A 19457-nucleotide genomic window follows, 5' to 3' on the forward strand; every position below is an offset into this window, starting at 1 on the left:
AAGCAAGAGAAGAGATTTGGGCAATTTGACGAAAAACCTCATTTTATGGGTCGTCATCGCGATGGTGCTGATGGCGATTTTCAAGAATTTCGCACCGACTGAGGAGGCATCCCGCAAGGAGTTGGAGTATTCCACATTCCTTACCGATGTCAAGAATGGTCGGGTGAGCAAAGTTGTCATTGACGGTCGGACGATTATGGGCAGCTTTACGAGCGGTGCCCCTTTTGTCACGTACTCTCCGGATGATCCCAAACTCGTCGACGATCTGGTTTCGGCCGGTGTGACGATTGTCGCCCAGAAAGAGGAATCCCCTTCGTTGCTGATGCAGTTATTCATCAGTTGGTTCCCATTGCTGTTGCTGATCGGATTGTGGATTTTCTTCATGCGCCAGATGCAGGGCGGTGGCGGTCGCGGAGCACTCAGTTTCGGAAAGAGTCGAGCGCGTATGCTCACTGAGGATAAGAACCGCGTGACGTTTGAGGACGTAGCGGGTGTCGAGGAAGCCAAAGAGGAAGTCGGCGAACTCGTAGAATTCCTCAGTTCACCGACCAAGTTCACCAATCTCGGTGGACGAATTCCCCGAGGGGTGCTCATGACCGGAAGTCCAGGAACCGGTAAGACCTTGCTGGCGAAAGCGATTGCCGGTGAGGCGAAAGTGCCGTTCTTCTCAATTTCCGGTTCGGATTTTGTTGAGATGTTTGTCGGAGTCGGCGCATCGCGTGTACGGGATATGTTTGAGCAAGGCAAGAAGAATGCCCCGTGCATCATATTCATTGATGAGATTGACGCTGTTGGTCGCCAGCGCGGCGCTGGTCTCGGCGGCGGTCACGATGAACGTGAACAGACCCTCAACCAGCTGCTGGTTGAGATGGATGGTTTCGAAGGCAGTGAAGGTGTCATTGTGATCGCAGCCACCAACCGGCCTGATGTGCTGGATCCGGCACTGCTAAGGCCTGGCCGGTTTGACAGGCAGGTTCATGTTCCGCTCCCCGATATTCGCGGACGGGAACAGATATTGAATGTGCACATGAAGAAAGTACGTGTCGGCAAGGATGTGGATTCGAGCATTATCGCCAGGGGAACACCCGGTTTTTCCGGTGCGGATCTTGCAAATCTTGTCAATGAGGCTGCGTTGTTCGCGGCCAGAGCCAGTCTGAAAACTGTCACCATGGAACAGTTTGAGATGGCGAAAGACAAAGTGCTGATGGGAACCGAGCGACGTTCGATTGTCATGCCCGAGGAAGAGCGCTGGAACACAGCCTATCATGAGTCAGGACACACGGTTGTCGCCAAAGTGCTTGAACATACCGACCCGGTGCATAAGGTTACGATCATACCGCGCGGCAGGGCACTTGGTGTGACCATGCAACTGCCGGAAGAAGATCGGTACAGTCACAATCGGGAATACCTGCTGGCCAGAATTGCTGTACTGATGGGTGGCCGGATCGCCGAGGAGATCTTCATGGATCAGATGACTACCGGTGCTTCCAATGATTTTGAGCAGGCAACCGATCTCGCCCAGAAAATGGTATCCCGTTGGGGTATGAGCGATTCACTGGGCACGCGGGTTTATGGTGACAACCAATCTGAGGTTTTTCTTGGCCGAGACGTCACCACACATCAGAATCTCAGCGACGCAGTTGCCGAGCAGGTTGATCAGGAAGTCACCCGCATCATTGATGAGGAGTATTCACGCGCAAGATCGATCATTGAGTCCAACAAGGAGAAGATCGAGATAATGGCGAATGCTTTGATGGAGTGGGAAACTCTGGAGTCTGATCAGATCGACGACATTATGGCAGGGAAATCTCCCCAACCACCCACATCTGACGCGGACGATTCCTCGTCCTCAACTGACGATAGTACGAACGGCAAACGAACAAAGCCGACCGTCAAGCCTCAAATGGACCGCCCGGCAAGCGGAGAAGCTTCATAACCGTCAACTCGTTCCAACTCATGACAATTGACGAGCCTCAATTGTTCATATTGCGCTGTGATTCCAGCCCGGGTTCCTGATGAGACTCTTTGGTACTGACGGGATTCGAGGCAAGTTCGGCAGTGAGCCGATTACACCTCAGACGATATTGAAGTTGGGTTGGGCGCTCGGGTCGGTACTGAACGAACGCAGCGAAGACCGCTGTGAGGTTATTGTTGGTAAGGATACCCGGGTTTCCGGTTACGTACTCGAATCAGCACTCACAGGCGGCCTCCTGTCAGCGGGCGTCGATATCGCGTTGCTGGGCCCGGTGTCCACTCCGGCAGTATCCTATTTCAGCCGCGTTTCCCGCGCGAGTGCCGGTGTCGTGATCAGCGCGTCACATAATCCCGTCCAGGACAACGGTATAAAGGTATTCCTGTCCAATGGACTGAAAATCTCTGCTTCGATGGAACGAAGAGTTGAAGCAAGGCTGGATGGTCCGATTCAGGTGGTTGATGCGCATAATCTCGGAAAGGCACGCCGAATTGACAATCCGGTAGAACAATATGTCGGCTATCTGTTCTCGAATGCGCCTAGTCGGCTGGATGGACTGCGGATTGTTATCGATTGTGCGAATGGGGCAAGTTACAAGATCGGGCCGATGTTGCTGTCGCAACTCGGCGCGGATGTTGTATCAGTTGCTGACACGCCGAGCGGATTCAATATCAATCTGAATTGCGGTTCCACCAACCCCGAGTATATTCGGAACCTGACACTGGAGCATCACGCCGATATCGGCATTGCACTGGATGGAGACGGTGATCGGGTTGTTATGGTTGATGCTGCAGGCAACCTGATCAATGGCGATCAGATTCTGTACATCATTGCTGTTTCCAGAAAGCGCAAGGGAATGCTGCGCGGTGGCGTGGTCGGAACCCATCTCAGTAACATGGGATTGAGAGACACTCTGCAGGCCAGGGAGATTCCGTTTGAGTGCGTTGAGGTTGGCGATCGATTCATTTCAGAGCGTCTGAGAGAGTTGAACTGGAATCTGGGCGGTGAGGAATGCGGTCATATCTTGAACGGTGAGGCTGGCATCCCCGGGGACGGGCTGATCGCGGCGATGGAGGTGCTTGCGGAAGTGATCGAATCCGGAAAGACGTTGAAAGAACTCGCAAAGGAACTGACACTTGTTCCGAAGGTGACCAGAAATGTCCCCTTGAGGAATCAAAACTCACCGATCAAGGGGATCGATGCCAGTCATTGGCCCAGGACTACAGAGGCGGTCGATGTCGCCAGGAAAGAGCTTGACACCCAGGGGCGGATTTTACTGCGTGCATCCGGTACCGAACCGGCCATTCGGATTCTGGTCGAAGGCTATGACGCTGATCAAATTGGTCGGATTGCGGATCGACTATCGAATGTCGTTGACGAAGAGTCCGAGTCTGCGACCGCATTAGCCTGATCACATCATCACGACGTTGCGAATTCCGACTCCTTGGCGGGTCGACTCAATTGCATCATTGATGTTTTCGAGCGGGAATCTTCCTGTTACCAGTGCATCCAGTTCCAATTCGCCTGACTGGTACAATCCGATCAGCTTGGGGATGTCAGAATCGAGGTCGGGATTGCCCATCTTGCAACCGAGAATGGATTGGTTTGCGTCGATGAAGTCAACCGTTTCCATCGAGAACTTGGAGCCTTCCGCGGGCATTCCAACCAAAATCAGTGTGCCTCCGAGTCGCAGGAAGCGAAAGACTCCGGTCACCGCCTCCGGGTGGCCGGTAGCGACAAAAACATAGTCCGCGCCGCGTCCAGCGGTGACTTGCCGGATGGAATCTTCGGCATCAGACTTGCTGGAATCAACCGTATGGGTAGCGCCGAAGCGCTTGGCAGTGGCGAGCCGATCCGGGTTGATGTCAATCGCCGTAACTGTAGCCGCAGACGCAATGCGAGCGGCTTGGATACAGTTGATACCGACACCTCCCGCACCAATGACGACGACATGAGTGCCCGGTTTGACAGCAGCGGTGTTCATGACTGCACCAAATCCCGTGATGACTCCGCAGGCCAACAGCGACGCGCTCGCATAGTCCATCTCGTCTGGAATTGCGACAACTTGGGACTGATGAACGACTGCATATTCCGCAAAGCAACCTGTTCTCAGTCCTCTGTGGATGTCAATTCCGTTGCTTGCCTGCAATCGTCTAGGTTCATCGGTCGCAAATTCGTGTTCGCATAGGGTGTGTTGATTGTGATCGCAAAAAAAACAACCACCGCAATGTCGCACCAAGGAGACGATCACCTTATCGCCCGGCCTCACCTTTGTGACTCCGGGGCCACAGGCTTCGACGGTTCCCGCTGCCTCGTGGCCGTAGACTGTCGGCAGTCTGCCGCCCCAGGCGCCGTCCATGTACAAGATGTCGCTGTGACAGATGGCGCATGCAGTCACCTTGATCTTTATTTCATCTTTTCTGGGATCATCAATCTTGATCTCATCAATCACGAGCGGTTTTCCGAAGTTGTAGCTGACGGCTGCTTTCATTAAACTTGCCATTATTCACCTCTGTCTGATCAACTGGCGGGATGTCAACCCAGTGCCGATCCAGGAAATTCGCGAGTGCGGCAAAACAATCGTCCAGTTGTCTTTAGCATCGAACCTGGATCTTGCGCAGATCGCCATAGATTCCTGTAAGAATCAGAATTATCGCGTGAGTCGATGACAGCTTGAATCTGCCAACCGAAACTTACGAATTCAATTGGAAGATCCAACCTTGGCCGACTCGATGCTTATCCACTCGCTTAAATCCTGGTTAGCGCGGCATTATAGATGCATACATGTCAACCAAGGCACTTGCGCTAAGAGAATCGACGAGATGATTCGAGACATCGGAAGTCGTGTGAATGCCCGCATCAGGCTTTGGTTGCCAACGCACTAAAGATCAAGCACAAGCTCTTGTGTACGTGACCGTGCACAACAAATAAGCACATATTCTTCGTGATCTTCGTCGTCGAGAATCTGATCTCTATGATCAGGTTCGCCTTGCAGATAACGCGTCAGGCAGGTCCCGCAGTATCCATCCTCACACGATGTGTCAACGTCATGGCCGTTCTCTCTCAGGACTTCGACAATCGTTTTGTGCGCAGGCACCGAATATAACGTGTTGGTGCTCGAAATCCTGATCTGGAACTCCTTATTCTCATCAAATGAATCTGTATTGGTTAACACGACTCCGTCGGTTGAGAAAAATTCGTAGTGTACCGTGCCTTCCGGCCAATGACTGCTTGCGTCGGCAATTGCGTTCATCATGCCTACAGGTCCGCAGTAATAAAGGTGCGTGCCTGGCGAATAATCCTGAAGTGTCGTCTTGAAATCCAGGCCATTTTCCGGATTGCCGCCGTCGAAGTGCCAGTGAAGGCTGCCGTGTTTGACCAGTCCTGTAATTTCATCCATGAATGCTGTCTGTTCGGGGAATCTTGTGCAGTAGTGGAATATGTAGTCCGCCTTGGACCGCTCCAGCGAGTAGGCCATGGCTAAAATTGGCGCCACACCGATTCCGCCGGCTATCATCAGATGCGTTTGGGCATCCGGATTCAGCTTGAACCAGCGTTTGGGTTCGGAGATTTCCAATCTATCCCCGACCCGGACGTTGCTGTGAATATATTGCGAACCGCCGGTCCCCGATTGTTCGAGCAACACTCCGATCAGGTAGGACTGTCGTTCCCATGCAGGCCCGCAGAGAGAAAACTGACGGACGAGTCCGTTGTCCAGATGCAGGTCGATGTGTGCTCCAGCTGCGAATTCAGGCAGTTCACCACCCTCCGGGTCAACCAGTACGTAACTGCGAATCTCTTCGGTTTCAGACTTGATCGAGTCGACCTGAACCTTGAACTTCTTCATTGGTGACATACCGGTAGAGCAGGAGTTGTGAATGGACAAAAGAAACAGTCAATACGTTAATCGCAAGCCATCATCAACCCAATCGCGTTCTCTTGCGTATCAATGCTCAAAGCCATCAACAAAATGTTGTCCCGGTAAAACAGGCTCACCGGCGAAGTCAAGCAGCATACCTATGGTATGCCTGAGAGTCGGCGCGCAAGGGCTCTGGACCTGGTTGAGAAACAGACCATAGTTGTTGACGAACCTCGAATTGACCGGTTTCAGGCCGTCTGCGATCTCGCCAATCTTCATATACCGCACGCTTGTCATAGTTCCATCCTGCAGGTTTGTGGAATCCGGTAGAAAAATCGCCTGTTTGTTCGCCGGCGACAAATCAAGTGTGTTGATCTGAATGCGAAAAACTGAAATTTCGCCAATTATACAGCGACAATATAATGCACACGACGGGTGTCCACACACAGACAAATCGCTTAGGAAAGGAGCCGTAAGCCATTAATTGCCGGTGTAGTTTTGCTGGAAGTGTCAAGGTGATCAGTACGCAATTTGGGGACATTCTTGCGCTCGTGCTTCATAATGGTGACTGCTTCAGGTTGAATCGATCGAGTTCCGAAAATGTCTTCTGCATCCAATAGCCGCGCCTACTCTGACAATGGAGTCGAACTCGCCCTATCTGGGATTAGGGTGTTGGAGTTCTGTCAGATTGCGGCCGGTCCCTTTTGTGGAATGTTGCTGAGCGACATGGGAGCTGATGTCGTCAAAGTCGAACCGCCATCCGGTGATGCGATGCGGCAATGGCCTCCCGTGACGGATGGCTTCAGTGAGAATTTCTCGTCGGTAAACCGAAACAAACGCTCGATCGCGCTGAACCTGAAGTCAGAAGAGCACTTGGAAGTCGCGTTGCAACTCATTGCCAAGGCAGATGTCTTGGTGGAGAATAACCGACCCGGTGTGATGGATCGGCTTGGACTTGGATACTCATCGATTGCGCAGCTGAATTCCTCATTGATTTACTGTTCAATCTCGGCTTTTGGCCAAACCGGGCCGCGGTCACAGGAAGGTGCATTTGATGTCACCATGCAGGGCATATCCGGCATCATGAGTGTTACCGGCGAAGAGGGCAGACCACCGGTCAAGTGCGGCGTTCCGCTGAGTGATTTTGCCACCGGGCTCTATGCTGCTTTCCATATCACCTCAGCATTGTTCGAGCGGCGTTCGACGGGCAAAGGGGTTCATATCGACGCTTCTATGCTGGGTTGCAGTCTGGGCATCGCGCCACTGCAGGTGAGCGAGTATTTTGGAACTGGAAACAACCCCAAACGATTGGATTCACGCCATCCTCGAAACGCGCCGTATCAGGCATTCAAAGCCTCCGACGGTTATTTCGTCCTGGCCGCGGGCAATCAGAAACTGTATGAAACAGTATGCAGTGTCATCGATCGGCCTGACCTGGTCAACGATCCGAGATTCACGACCACAGCAAAACGGGCGGAAAATCAATCCGCCTTGACCGAAGTCCTTGAGAGTCAGTTCTCGTCCGGCTCCGCCGATTTATGGTACAAACGCTTCAGGGATGCTGGCGTACCGTCTGCTCCGATCAATAGTTATGGCGAGGCTTTGCAGGACCCTCAGGTATTGGATCAGGGATGGATACAGCCACTGGAACTTCCCAACTCGAGGCCAACCAGGACATTTGCCCATCCGGTGATGATCTCAGACCGCAATCTGCCTATACGCAGACGCCCACCTTTGCTCAATGAGCACTACGATGAGATCCTTGAGGAAATCGGTTACGTCAACAATGAAGACGCATGACCTTCCGCATTGCGGGACTGCGGAATCTTCGGAATTAATTCCTTGAACATGCCCCTGTCAATTGGCCTGATGGACTTTGGTAATCGAAAATGTCACTGACCGACTCCGATCTGCATGAATTGGCCGCCAGAATCAAGAGCTGGGGACAGGAACTCGGTTTTCAACAGGTTGGAATTACAGACACTGACCTGTTTCAGGCTGAGAACCAACTCAATGACTGGCTGAACCGGGGCATGCATGGTGAACTGCATTACATGGCGAAGCATGGATCGAGAAGAACCAGACCGGGAGACCTGATCGATGGAACTGTTCGAATCATTTCCGTTCGGCTGGACTACTTCCCGCCGAGATCGAAGGCCATTCGCGAAGTCCTGGATGATTCGGTGATGGCATTTGTCTCTCGCTACGCAACAGGACGTGACTACCACAAACTGATGCGTAAACGGCTTGAGAAACTCGCCCGGCAGATCCGTGATGAAGTCGGGCAGTTCAGCTATCGGGCATTTGCCGACAGTGCGCCGGTCATGGAAAAGCCCATTGCACAGAAAGCAGGACTCGGCTGGATCGGCAAGCACTCGAACCTTCTCAATCGACGCGCCGGGTCGTGGTTTTTTCTGGGAGAACTCTACACTGATTTACCGTTGCCTGTCGACTTGCCGGAAGCAGACCACTGCGGCTCCTGTACGGCTTGCATTACCGTGTGCCCGACAGATGCGATAGTAGAACCGTATGTCGTTGACGCCCGGCGGTGCATTTCCTATCTGACAATAGAATATAAGGGAGCGATTCCACTGGAGCTCAGACATCAGATAGGCAACAGGATATTTGGATGTGATGATTGTCAGGTGGTGTGTCCATGGAATCGATTTTCCTGCGATTCAGATGAACCTGGATTTGAAGTGAGAAATCAATTGGACTCAACAACATTGTGCGCCGTATTCAGTTGGACGGAAGAGGAGTTCCTGCAGAAAACGGAGGGATCCGCCATACGCCGTGTCGGCTACGAGCATTGGCTCAGAAACATAGCGGTTGCACTCGGCAACGCGCAGTCGACACCTGAAATCATCAAATCACTGCGAAACCGAAAAGACGATGCTTCAGAGTTGGTACGGGAACACGTGAAATGGGCGCTTGAGAGGCATGCGGCGTGCATCTCGTAGTTGCAATGCGTTGTCTGACGATCAACAGTGAGAAAATTTGCGGAATCGCAACAATAGTAGAATAATAGGGAAATGGACGCTGTTTGAGTGGTTCGGGAGCAAGTCTGCCTGCTAGCGTAGCGGGTGACACACCCTCGAGGGAATCACAGTTTGAAATGATTTTGAATGCTCGTTAGAGTCTGAATATATAGGATAGAGGAAATGAAAAAAATATTATTTGCGATTATGGTCAGCAGTTTTCTGGTTGCGCCCAATGCGTATTCAGCAACGGTAAAGCTGGGATTTGTTACGACGCTCAGTACTCCGGCTGCTGTCATAGGTAATGACATGAGAGACGCTGTCGAACTGGCTCTGGAGCATATCGACGGCAAGATGGGCCCGGTGGATGTCGAGGTCGTCTATGGCGATGATGAGTTCAATCCCCAGAAAGGGAAGCAAGCGACGGAGCGGTTGGTCTCCCAAGATAAGGTGGACATTGTATTTGGATATATCTGGTCCCACGTGTTGCTTGCTTCTGCAACCACAGTATTGGATGCAGGAAAGATCCTGATCAGTGCCAATGCAGGTCCGTCACAGTTGGCTGGCAAGGGGTGTCACGAGAACTTTTTCAACATCTCATGGCAGAATGACCAGACACCTATGGCAATGGGTGAGGTATTGAATCAGCGTGGCGTGAATTCCTTGTATGTTATCGCTCCGCTTTATGCCGCGGGAAAGAATATGGTCGCTGGCGTCAAGAGAACTTTCAAGGGCGAATTTGTCGGCACCGACATGACCAAGTGGCCGGACCAGATTGACTGGTCATCCGAGCTTTCCAAGGTCAAGGCTGCGAATCCGGATGCAGTGTTTATCTTCTACCCGGGCAAGCATGGACCGGCGTTCATCAAGCAGTATGAACAATCGGGACTTGCCGGGAAGGTTGATCTTTATACTGTGTTTACTATCGATTCGATCAGTTTGCCAAGATTTCAGGATGCTGGTATGAACGGGGTTGTCGGGACCACGATGACGCAATTCTGGGCACCTGATCTCGATAATGCCGCCAACAAGAAATTTGTCGATGGCTTCAAGGCGAAGTACGGTAAATATCCGAGTTTCTACGCTGCCCAAAGTTATGACGCAATCATGTATATCAAGAGTGCTGTCGAAGCTGTCGGCGGAGACATGAGCAATGTCGACGGATTGAGAGCCGCGCTGGAAAAGGCAGACTATGACTCAGTCAGAGGAAAGTTTACGATGGGCCCGAATCACTTCCCGATTCAGAATTTCTATAGTCGTGAAGTGGTTGCGGATGAAGATGGCGTATGGACGACATCAGTTCGCGAAAAAGTTCTGACCATGCATCAGGACGTTTACGCAGGCGAGTGCAAAATGTAAGTTTTCTCAAGATGTTCCAGTCCGGAATTCTGGTGTTGCTGAATTCATTGGTCCGCGAATATCTGCACGCAACATGCAACGATAACTGCAAGGCTTGATTATCAAGCCTTGCAGTTTCTTGTAAGGTCTGTAAGAATCTGAAATCACTTGGGAGATCACAGGCCGAAAACCATCAATGATCGCAGACAGTCAGGTAATTTAAGTGGAGTGGGCACTGCTGATTGAACAAGTCCTGAATGGTGTTCAGTTCGGCGTGTTGCTGTTTCTGCTCGCCGCAGGTCTGACTCTGACCTTTGGCATCATGGATCTTGTCAATCTTGCACATGGTTCCATGTATATGCTGGGTGCGTTCTTCGGGGCGACCATAATTTTATGGACCGGTTCTTTCGTGCTCGCACTTGTTCTTGCAGTCCCGATCGTTGCAGGTATCGGAATTCTTACAGAAATATCGACGCTGAGAACCCTGTACCAGCGTCATCATCTGGATCAGGTGCTGGCAACGTTCGGCCTGATTCTTTTTTTTAACGAACTCGTTCAGATTGTCTGGCCGCTGGATGGACTGACTGCGCCATTTCCCGAATATCTGTCCTCGACAGTGCCGCTGCCGTTTGGAATCGAGTATTCGCCTTATCGTCTGATGATCATCGGAGCAGGATTCGCGCTGGCGGTCGCAATGTGGTTGCTCGTGACTAGAACCCGACTGGGCATGTTGATACGGGCAGGTGCCGCGGACCGGGAAATGGTTTATGCGCTTGGGATCAACATTCGTCTTTTGTTTACTTTGGTCTTTGGACTTGGAACTGCGCTCAGTGCCCTGGCCGGAGTTCTCATGGCACCGATTCTGGGTGCGAATTCGGGTATGGGCGAGCAGATCATAATTGTTGCATTTGTGGTCATTGTCATTGGCGGAATCGGCTCAATTCGCGGCAGCTTCATCGCGGCTCTCATAACTGGATTGATCGATTCGTTGGGACGCTCATTTCTGGATGTCATACTGGCACTGTTCATTCCGATCAATGCGGCCGAAGCTGCCGCACCGGCAATCTCATCGATGCTGATCTACATATTCATGGCCGGCATACTGTTCTTCAGACCCACTGGATTGTTCGGCAAGCAACCGAACTGATGTCGCAGGGCAATGCTTGACACGAACGCATTATTCACTCGGCGGGGAGTCGCCGGAGTCCTTGTAGTCGGGACATGCATGTTCGTACCGATTGTTGCAACGGTCATTGATGAGCCCTACTATATGAACCTCTTCGCCCGTCTGATGATCTGGGCAATCGCGGCGATCAGTCTGAATCTGATTCTTGGCTATGGCGGGCTGATCAGCTTCGGTCACGCGTTGTATCTGGGAATCGGTGCGTACGCGGTTGGCATCTGTTCATACTACGATATCAACAACATCTTCATTCAGGTTCCCATCGCGCTGGGCGTCGCAACAATCGTTTCATTTGTATTTGGGGGAATCAGCTTGCGAACGCGCGGTGTGTACTTCATTATGATCACGATGGCACTTACGCAGATGATCTACTATCTGTCTATCAGCATTGAGGAGTACGGCAGTGACGACGGTTTGATCATTTATGTGCGAAGCGAGTTCGGGACAAATCTCATCAATCTCGACAATCCATTTCATCGCTACTACCTGATATTCGCTGTGATGGTGGGCTGTTTATATTTCTCTTATCGTCTCATTCATTCGAGATTCGGATACGTCATACGCGGAGCGAGATCGAATGAGCTTCGAATGGAAGTGATCGGACACCCGACTTTCCGATATAGGTTGGTGTGTTTCATGATTGCTGGGCTGATGTGCACGATCGCTGGCGTGCTGAGTGCAAACGTAGAGAAATTTGTCAGTCCGGATGTGATGCATTGGACCCGCTCCGGTGAACTGATATTCATGGTTGTACTGGGCGGCATGGCAAGCATTATGGGTCCGCTGACAGGGGCAATGGTGTTCTGGCTGATTTCTGAGGTTCTTGCCCGATTCACGGAGCATTGGCACATCATTTTCGGTCCGTTTCTGATTCTCGTGGTCTTATTGTCGCCGCGCGGTATAGACGGATTGCTGAGTGGACGGAGTTCCGGCCGTGGCTGACAACATACTGGTAACCAGAAAGCTCAACAAGCATTTCGGCGGAGTCAAGGCTGCTGACAATGTTGATCTTGGCATCGCTTGTGGAGAGCTTCATGCTCTGATCGGCCCGAACGGTGCAGGTAAGACCACCCTGATTTCACTCATTACCGGGATTCTCAAATGTGATTCAGGTGAGATTGCGTTTGACGGCAAACGGATTGATGACGTCAGCGCCCCATCCCGTTCACTTATGGGCCTTGCCCGATCATTTCAGGTGACGTCGATCTTGAAGGACTTTACGTGCCAGGAGAACGTCGCGCTTGCGATTCAGGCGCACCACGGACACAGCTTCAGATTTTGGAAACCAGTATCGTCTGAAGCGGATATTCAGGATAAGGCTGTTGAGGTACTTCAGTCGGTCGGGCTGCGAGGTCACTCGGATACCATTGCTGGAAATCTGGCTTATGGCGAACAACGACACCTGGAAATTGCGATCGCCTTGGCAACGAAGCCCAAGTTGCTGGTGCTTGACGAACCTCTGGCAGGAATGGGGAGGTCCGATTCCGCAACAATCCTCGAATTTCTGAAAAGTCTGAAACACAAATACACCATTTTGCTGATTGAACATGACATGGATGCTGTATTTGCCCTTGCAGATCGAATATCTGTCATGGTTTATGGCAAGCTCATCAAGAGTGATTCACCGGATAATGTTCGCAATGATGAATTTGTTCGGATGGCGTATCTGGGACACGATGACTAGCGATGCTCTCCGTTCGGAAAATCGACTCCTACTACGGGTCTACGCAGGTGCTCTTTGGAATGAGTATTGAGGTCAATGAAGGGGAGATCGTGACGTTGCTTGGTAGAAACGGGATGGGCAAGTCCACAACCATACGTTCCATCATGGGCTTGAATGAGACACGCAATGGCACGATTATCTTTCAGGATCAGGAGATTACGAACTGGCCTGCGTTCAGAATCGCGCAGGCTGGGCTGGCACTCGCGCCTGAGGGCAGACGAATATTTCCAAACTTGAATGTAGTGGAGAATCTGGTTGCGACCGCAAGCAATAAGAACGAACTCAATGATCCGTGGACTGTCGAAAAGATATTTACGTTGTTTCCTGCACTTGAAGCGCGAGCGCGCATCACCGGTAATCGGATTTCGGGCGGTGAGCAACAGATGCTGTCTATTGGCCGGGCGTTGATGACCAATCCTCGATTGTTGCTGCTCGACGAAGCGACAGAAGGGCTATCTCCATTGTTGAGGAACCAGATTTGGAGCAGTATTGTTCAGCTCAAGGATAATCGTCAGTCCATACTTCTGATCGACAAGAATCTGGAGTCGTTGTTGAGAATCGGCGACCGACACTACATTATTGAGAAAGGTCATGTTGTTTGGAATGGAGATTCCGGACAACTGGCTTCCGACGAGGAACTTCAACAGCGATATATCGGTCTCGGACAGACCTGAATGCGGGGAGAATCTACTGGATATTCCCGTCCAGCTTCATCTTGTTCAGGCGACGCTGGGCGGAAAAAGCGGAGCGACTGGCGGGAAATCGATTGAGAACCTCATTCAGGTATAACTGCGCTTCTTCGTAATTTCCCACTGCGTAGTAGATATACCCGATCTTCAGCAGGGCTTCATGAGCCCGCTGATAGTCAGGAAATTCTCTGGCGATGTAATGATAGATTTTTATCGCGTCCTCAAATTCCTTGGTAATGTAACTCGATTCGGCAATCCAAAACCAGGCATCGTCCACAAGATCGCTGGAGGGATAACTTTCGATAAATGCCTTGAATTTCGTTATCGCATCTTCGAAATCTCCAGCTTTCAGCGTTCGGAAAGCTGCATCATAGGCGTCACGCATTGCGTGAAGATCGGCGTCTGTAAGCGGCGGTTGAGGATCAATATCAATCGACGGCTGTGGCGCCTCAGATTCTTCCTGTATCTCAGTGCTCGTTTCGGGTGAAGTCGCGGGCTCTTCTGACTCTGGTTCAGTACTGGAAACGGCGTCAGTTTGCTGTGTTTCGTTTGCGGGGCGGGACTGAAGACGTTCGAACTTACGGAGTCTCAGGTCAAGGTCATCGTACAACTGTTTTTGACGCTCACGGGCTTTTTCAAGTTCGAATTCCAGAATATAGACCCGCTCCCTCAATCCGCCGACTTCCTGATTGAGTTGTTGGACTTGCGCTACGATCTGGGCTGACGCAGAGTCTGCGGTCTGATTTGCCGGGGCATCACTGACAGTGACGTCTGTTGCCGCTACCGTCGATGAAGTCTCAACCGGCTCACAGCCGGAAACCAATACAGCCACTGTGATCAAGGTAAAGGTCTTCTTAGCTGTCTTTATCCGCATGCCGCTGTCTTGTTTTGACACCACCAAAAAACACTTGACAGAATCAATGACGTGAAAAGGAATAGTAGAAACTCATTCAATGCTAATTTTACGAAACTTTTTAAGATTCAGGTTTGCTTAATTTCCAGTGAGAATCCAATTGATCGAATACGGTACCCAAGTGTGTTGCTGCAGCTTAGTAGTCAAATTCAACACGTCGATTCAGGCGCCATGCTGATTCGTCCGCGCCCATTGCGGCTGGACGCTCCTCACCGAAGGAAAACACAGAGATTCTTAAAGCGTCGACTCCATATTCCTGAAAGAAACTACTGACCGCGGCGGCGCGTTGATCGCCCAGTGCAAGATTGTACTCCCGGGTTCCCCGTTCGTCCGCATGTCCGAAGATTGTCAGGTTGGCATCGGAATTTTCCAGCAACACTTCAGCATGGGCTTGGATAATGATCTGAGCTTCCTCACTGACTATGGACTCGTCATAGTTGAAGTAAACCGTTCGCTGGCTCAACGGGTCAACCGCTTGATCACCGTCTGCCTCGGAAGATTCATCAATGTTGAACCCAACTGCCTCATCGGAATCAGAAATTCCGCCGACTACATCTTCGGAAACGCCATCAGAAGAGCCCGGAGCGTCGGAAGTGGATCCGACCGAATCCGCATCCTTCGCGCAACCTGCAAGTAAAGCCAAGGAAAAAACTGCGATTGCTGTGAAAGCTAAATTTCGTTTCATTTTTGAATCAACTCCAAATTTGTACCCATAGTGGTTTAATTATCCGAACCCCAAGCAACCTGTTTGACTGCTCCGTCAATAACCTTGATCCGTGACCGCACCCCACCGTCCGGTGACAGAATCCCGATATGTCGATCACGTCCCTCAACGATATACATCAGCAGTTCCCCATTCGGTGAGAAAACAGCCGAGTCGTCAATAGAGGTTGAGGAAACAACCGAAACGGTCTTGGTTTCAACATCAAGAATTCCGACCTGGTTACCTTTGCCTTGATCGGTGATCAGAATCAGTTGTTTGCCGGACGGCGAATAACTCGCTTGGGAATTCGATTTTCCGTAAATCGTCATTCGTTCAATTGTCTGATTTTCTTTTGCCCGAACTCGGTATATTTGTGCACCTTTTCCGCGATTTGAGGTAAAGACAATGTAATCGGAGTCCGGCGACCATGCAGGTTCTGTATCGATTCGACGGTGTGATGTCAATCGGATTATCTCACCACTGGCGAATGTATAGACAAAAATATCGGAGTTACCTTCAATCGAATTTGTAAATGCAAGCCTGCTTCCATCAGGTGACCAACTTGGCGACCGGTTTTGTCCTTCGATATTGGCAACAACTCGTCTATCACCACTTGAAACATCCTGAATCCATATTTTGGACTGATCCCTGTCAAGTATCGAATAGGCAATCATATTTGAATTCGGGGACCAGCTGGGAGAGAGAATGGGATTTTCGGATTTGAGGATAGTGGTCGCGTTGAAACCGTCATAATCAGAAACGACGAGTTTATGTTCTGGCTTTCCTTCCGAAGATACCGACGCAACCGAATACGCTATTTTGGTATTGAAGGAGCTTTTGGCTCCGGTTACCCTTTGATACACTTCATTCGCGATGTGGTGCATCACTTTCCTATCATTGTCGGCAGTAATTAGAAATTGGCTGCCAAAAATCAGCTTTTCATTGAAAACATTGAACAGCCGGGCTTCGGTTCGAAAAATACCTTCTTCGATTCGTTGAAGAGAACCGATGACCAAATAATCCACGCCGATCAGCTGCCAGTCGGCGAAAACCACATCCTCGACAATTGTGGGAGTCTGTAGGAAACTTTCAAGTTCTTTCACTTCGAAGCGGCCGGTTCTTGATAGATCGCTGCGGATGACCTCATCGAGGTCAAATTCCTGATCAATGCCTTCGGGCAATCCAAAGGGAACTATCGCGATGGGAATCCCGCGTTTGACACCTTCATCGATCTCAATCGTAACGACAGCATTGGCATGTGTGCCTGCCATCAGCACAATTGCCATCAACAGGAACTTGCTCGCAAATTTAGGCATGATTAACTGGATGGATGGGAAAATGTAAACTGAAACTCTTTAATGAAATTATAGAACTCCGGATCTGGTGGAATGGGGAGGGGTGACGCTTTTAGGATTGCAATTGTAACTGAACGGTCAAACTCACTTGAACCGCTGGAGTGCGTCACGGTCGCCGACTCTACTCCGCCTGACGTGCTGATTTTGACCATTACCGTCGTTCTTAAAAATTCTGAACCGTCCAGTATTGTCCATTGTTGCGCCACTTTATTGCGAATCGCTGGAATGTATTTACTGAATTCCGACAAAGCTTTCCGTCTGAGTCGCTCTTCTTCCAGCGTTTTTCTTTGAGCTTCCTGAATTCTCGCCAGCTCGTCGAGCCTGGCCTGTTCCTCAAGCTCGCGCTGATTCCTTTCAATCGTCGCCAACCGCTCTTTCTCTTTCAGTTCGAGAGCTGCCTGTCTTTTTGCTTCCTCTGCTTTCTCTCTCTCAATCTCGGCCTGCCTTTGCTTTTCGTCCTCTTGTAATTTTTTTGCCGCTAGTTTTCTTTCTTCTTCCTGACGAGCTTCCTCCTGACGCAAGGTTTCAGCCTGCAGCCGTTCTTGTTTCTCAATCTCCAGCCGCTCCAGTTCTTCATTGAGTCTGGCTTTTTTCTTGCGAAGAGTTTCGAGTTCTTCAGCCTGTTGCTGTTGATTCGCCAATTCCTGATTCCGAAGCTCTTCAGCCGCTTGTTCCTGTTCCTGCTTTTCCTGTTCGAGTTTCTTTAGTTCAGCCTGCATCTGCGATTGTTCTTCTTCGATAGCAGTCAGATCTTCCCGCTTTTGTTTTTTTGCGTCCTCCAGTTTCCGTATTTCATCTTCCTGTGCCTGGCGGGCCTGTTCAGCAGCCTGAATACGTTCCTCCTCGGCGGCGCGGCGAGATTCAATCAGTGCGAGTTGCTGTTCAGCCTCCTGCTGCTCCCGAAGCGTCTGTTGAAGTTTTTTTTCCTGATCGAGTTTCCTGAGTTGTTCCGCTTCCTCCTTTTGCCTGATCAGTTCAAGTTCCGCATTGATCGCGTCTTCCGTAATCGCCCGGGCATGTATTGGCTGCACGTCGGCAGAATTGGATCCGGTATCCAGAACATTTTCAAAAACCAAGTTGATACCTACAGCCAAGACAATGGCAGCATGAACGCATACAGCCAGCAATACCGACTTGAATCCGAATGATTTTTGCGTTCCGTCGGGCACTGAATTCAAGGCTGCTTTGGATTCTTGGTCACCAACCCCACATCATCAACACCGGCGACTTGAAGGGCCACCATCGCTTGCACAACAGCGTCAAAATTGACATTTGCGTCACCTCGTACGAGAAAGGAAGTCGCGGAATTTGACCTCAGGACCGCAGCTGCCTTCACACTTAACTCCTGCAAAGTTACGGGATCCTCATTATCTTGATTGACATAGTACTCGCCGTCGACGTTGACGTGAACAACGAACGGAATGCTGTCTTCCGATTGAATTGGCTTGGCGGTCGCTTGAGGAAGCTCAATCTTCACACCCTCTGTGAGCAAAGGAGCTGTGACCATGAAAATCACAAGCAGCACAAGCATTACATCAATATATGGAACGACATTGATTTCGTTCATCTGCTTATGCCTGCTGTGTCTGCGTGTTGACTTCATGGAATCGTCTATTTGATTGCGTATTGTCGGTTGACGATACTTAAGAACTCGTCAGTGAACGTTTCATATCGAGAAAGCAATCGATCTGCCTCGTGGGAAAATCGATTGTAGGCGATAACCGCGGGGATCGCTGCGAACAACCCCATTGCGGTTGCTATCAGCGCTTCGGCGATACCAGGAGCGACAGCTGCGATCGTCGTAGTTTGCATGGTTCCAAGCGCACGGAAGGAGTTCATGATTCCCCACACTGTACCGAACAGGCCGATGTAGGGACTGGTCGATCCGACGGTCGCCAGAAACGAGAGGTTGGAATTGACCTTGTCTTCGGCTCTGTTCAACGCGACTCGCATCGAGCGTTGAACCCCATCGACAATTTCGGATCGGTCTATATTGCTTCTGGTCAACAGCCGACTCAGTTCCCGATAGCCTTCCATGAAAACTTCCGCAATGGACCCCGAATCCTTGCTTCGTTCGTCCCACTCATAATACAGTGAGCTGAGGTCCCCGACTGACCAGAAATTGCCTTCAAATTCATCGGCCGCCTGGACCCAATACTTGAGTGTGAACCACTTGTAGAAGATCATTGACCAAGACACCAGTGATGCAAGTACTAAAACAGCCATCACTAACTGCACCAGCAAACTGGCGTTGCTGATCAGGTCGATGAAGGAAAGCGTGGTTCCGGTTGGTACCAGTTCGATTGAATTTTCCATTAAAGTTGTATCCTTTTTACCAAATCTGTGGGGATTCTGCAGACCCCGAATCGTATGGCATCAATGCAGGCAATTCGAAAACTCCCGCGCACCAGCGTCTGTTGATCGTTCACCACCTTTTGAAGTATGTCCATACTCGCGCCGCGAATGCGTTCAGGCGTGACAGTTACTTCCAAGATATTTCCCAATCGGGCGGGTTTAACGAATTCCATGGTTACCGAACGGACTGCAAAAATCACACCCCATCGATCTGCCGGTTGTTGAGGCAGGCATCCAAGACTTGCCAGCCACTCGGTTCTTGCTCGTTCCATGAACTTGAGGTAATTTGCGTGATAGACAACCCCGGCAGCATCTGTATCTTCGTAATAGACGCGGAATTTCGAAACAAAATCCGTACAAGACATTTAAGCAATGTTCCGACTCAATTA

At 50.6% G+C, this 19457-nt stretch carries 19 protein-coding genes; 9 read left to right on the forward strand and 10 right to left on the reverse strand.

All coding sequences use genetic code 11. From position 1 onward, the window contains the following. The first annotated feature begins 25 nt into the window (after positions 1 to 25). Positions 26 to 1936, forward strand: coding sequence for an ATP-dependent zinc metalloprotease FtsH (gene ftsH, locus OXI60_09220; GenBank protein ID MDE0309993.1), 1911 nt, complete (start codon positions 26 to 28; stop codon positions 1934 to 1936). A gap of 79 nt (positions 1937 to 2015) precedes the next feature. Then, positions 2016 to 3383 carry a phosphoglucosamine mutase gene (gene glmM, locus OXI60_09225; protein ID MDE0309994.1) on the forward strand — a complete coding sequence of 456 codons (1368 nt, stop codon included), beginning with the start codon at positions 2016 to 2018 and terminating at the stop codon, positions 3381 to 3383. Here glmM and OXI60_09230 read toward each other — a convergent pair whose 3' ends face one another. The 3 genes from OXI60_09230 to OXI60_09240 form a co-directional block, all read right to left on the reverse strand. Next, the gene (locus OXI60_09230; GenBank protein ID MDE0309995.1) at positions 3384 to 4463 is read right to left on the reverse strand and encodes a Zn-dependent alcohol dehydrogenase; all 1080 of its coding nucleotides are present in this window, start codon (positions 4461 to 4463) and stop codon (positions 3384 to 3386) included. Between the two features lie 390 nt (positions 4464 to 4853). Then, positions 4854 to 5819 carry a PDR/VanB family oxidoreductase gene (locus tag OXI60_09235; GenBank protein ID MDE0309996.1) on the reverse strand — a complete coding sequence of 322 codons (966 nt, stop codon included), beginning with the start codon at positions 5817 to 5819 and terminating at the stop codon, positions 4854 to 4856. A gap of 99 nt (positions 5820 to 5918) precedes the next feature. Beyond that, positions 5919 to 6128 carry a hypothetical protein gene (locus OXI60_09240; protein ID MDE0309997.1) on the reverse strand — a complete coding sequence of 70 codons (210 nt, stop codon included), beginning with the start codon at positions 6126 to 6128 and terminating at the stop codon, positions 5919 to 5921. A 303-nt stretch (positions 6129 to 6431) separates the two neighbouring features. Between OXI60_09240 and OXI60_09245 the strand changes: the two genes are divergently transcribed. The 7 genes from OXI60_09245 (at position 6432) to OXI60_09275 (ending at position 13727) form a co-directional block, all read left to right on the forward strand. Further along, on the forward strand, positions 6432 to 7631 hold the full coding sequence (locus tag OXI60_09245) for a CoA transferase (GenBank protein MDE0309998.1): 1200 nt from the start codon (positions 6432 to 6434) through the stop codon (positions 7629 to 7631). Between the two features lie 89 nt (positions 7632 to 7720). Further along, a complete protein-coding gene (gene queG / locus OXI60_09250) occupies positions 7721 to 8791 on the forward strand; it encodes a tRNA epoxyqueuosine(34) reductase QueG (GenBank protein MDE0309999.1) in 1071 nt (356 codons plus the stop codon). Between the two features lie 201 nt (positions 8792 to 8992). Next, complete coding sequence (locus OXI60_09255; protein ID MDE0310000.1) at positions 8993 to 10168, forward strand: ABC transporter substrate-binding protein; 1176 nt, start codon at positions 8993 to 8995, stop codon at positions 10166 to 10168. Positions 10169 to 10370: 202 nt separating this feature from the next. Continuing rightward, on the forward strand, positions 10371 to 11294 hold the full coding sequence (locus tag OXI60_09260) for a branched-chain amino acid ABC transporter permease (GenBank protein ID MDE0310001.1): 924 nt from the start codon (positions 10371 to 10373) through the stop codon (positions 11292 to 11294). Between the two features lie 12 nt (positions 11295 to 11306). Further along, positions 11307 to 12272 (forward strand): branched-chain amino acid ABC transporter permease, encoded by a 966-nt coding sequence (locus OXI60_09265; protein MDE0310002.1) that lies wholly within the window; start codon positions 11307 to 11309, stop codon positions 12270 to 12272. After that, positions 12265 to 13014: an ABC transporter ATP-binding protein gene (locus OXI60_09270; GenBank protein ID MDE0310003.1), complete on the forward strand. Its 750-nt coding sequence runs from the start codon at positions 12265 to 12267 to the stop codon at positions 13012 to 13014. The genes OXI60_09265 and OXI60_09270 overlap by 8 nt, the downstream gene beginning before the upstream one ends. Before the next feature lie 2 nt (positions 13015 to 13016). Beyond that, on the forward strand, positions 13017 to 13727 hold the full coding sequence (locus tag OXI60_09275) for an ABC transporter ATP-binding protein (protein MDE0310004.1): 711 nt from the start codon (positions 13017 to 13019) through the stop codon (positions 13725 to 13727). Between the two features lie 13 nt (positions 13728 to 13740). Here OXI60_09275 and ybgF read toward each other — a convergent pair whose 3' ends face one another. From ybgF to OXI60_09310, 7 genes are all read right to left on the reverse strand, one after another. Further along, positions 13741 to 14640, reverse strand: coding sequence for a tol-pal system protein YbgF (gene ybgF, locus OXI60_09280; protein ID MDE0310005.1), 900 nt, complete (start codon positions 14638 to 14640; stop codon positions 13741 to 13743). Positions 14641 to 14791: 151 nt separating this feature from the next. Next, entirely contained in the window at positions 14792 to 15340 is a 549-nt protein-coding gene (locus tag OXI60_09285) for an OmpA family protein (GenBank protein ID MDE0310006.1), read from the reverse strand. A gap of 35 nt (positions 15341 to 15375) precedes the next feature. Further along, positions 15376 to 16674, reverse strand: a complete 1299-nt coding sequence (gene tolB / locus OXI60_09290; GenBank protein ID MDE0310007.1) for a Tol-Pal system beta propeller repeat protein TolB — start codon at positions 16672 to 16674, stop codon at positions 15376 to 15378. A gap of 2 nt (positions 16675 to 16676) precedes the next feature. Further along, complete coding sequence (gene tolA, locus OXI60_09295; GenBank protein ID MDE0310008.1) at positions 16677 to 17882, reverse strand: cell envelope integrity protein TolA; 1206 nt, start codon at positions 17880 to 17882, stop codon at positions 16677 to 16679. Positions 17883 to 17887: 5 nt separating this feature from the next. Beyond that, the gene (gene tolR, locus OXI60_09300) at positions 17888 to 18280 is read right to left on the reverse strand and encodes a protein TolR (GenBank protein MDE0310009.1); all 393 of its coding nucleotides are present in this window, start codon (positions 18278 to 18280) and stop codon (positions 17888 to 17890) included. 44 nt (positions 18281 to 18324) lie between these two features. Continuing rightward, positions 18325 to 19029 (reverse strand): protein TolQ, encoded by a 705-nt coding sequence (tolQ, locus tag OXI60_09305; GenBank protein MDE0310010.1) that lies wholly within the window; start codon positions 19027 to 19029, stop codon positions 18325 to 18327. Beyond that, positions 19029 to 19433, reverse strand: a complete 405-nt coding sequence (locus tag OXI60_09310) for a YbgC/FadM family acyl-CoA thioesterase (protein MDE0310011.1) — start codon at positions 19431 to 19433, stop codon at positions 19029 to 19031. Before OXI60_09310 ends, tolQ begins: the two co-directional genes overlap by 1 nt. Between the last annotated feature and the right edge of the window lie 24 nt (positions 19434 to 19457).

This window comes from Acidiferrobacterales bacterium, assembly GCA_028820695.1.
GTDB lineage: Bacteria > Pseudomonadota > Gammaproteobacteria > Arenicellales > JAJDZL01 > JAJDZL01.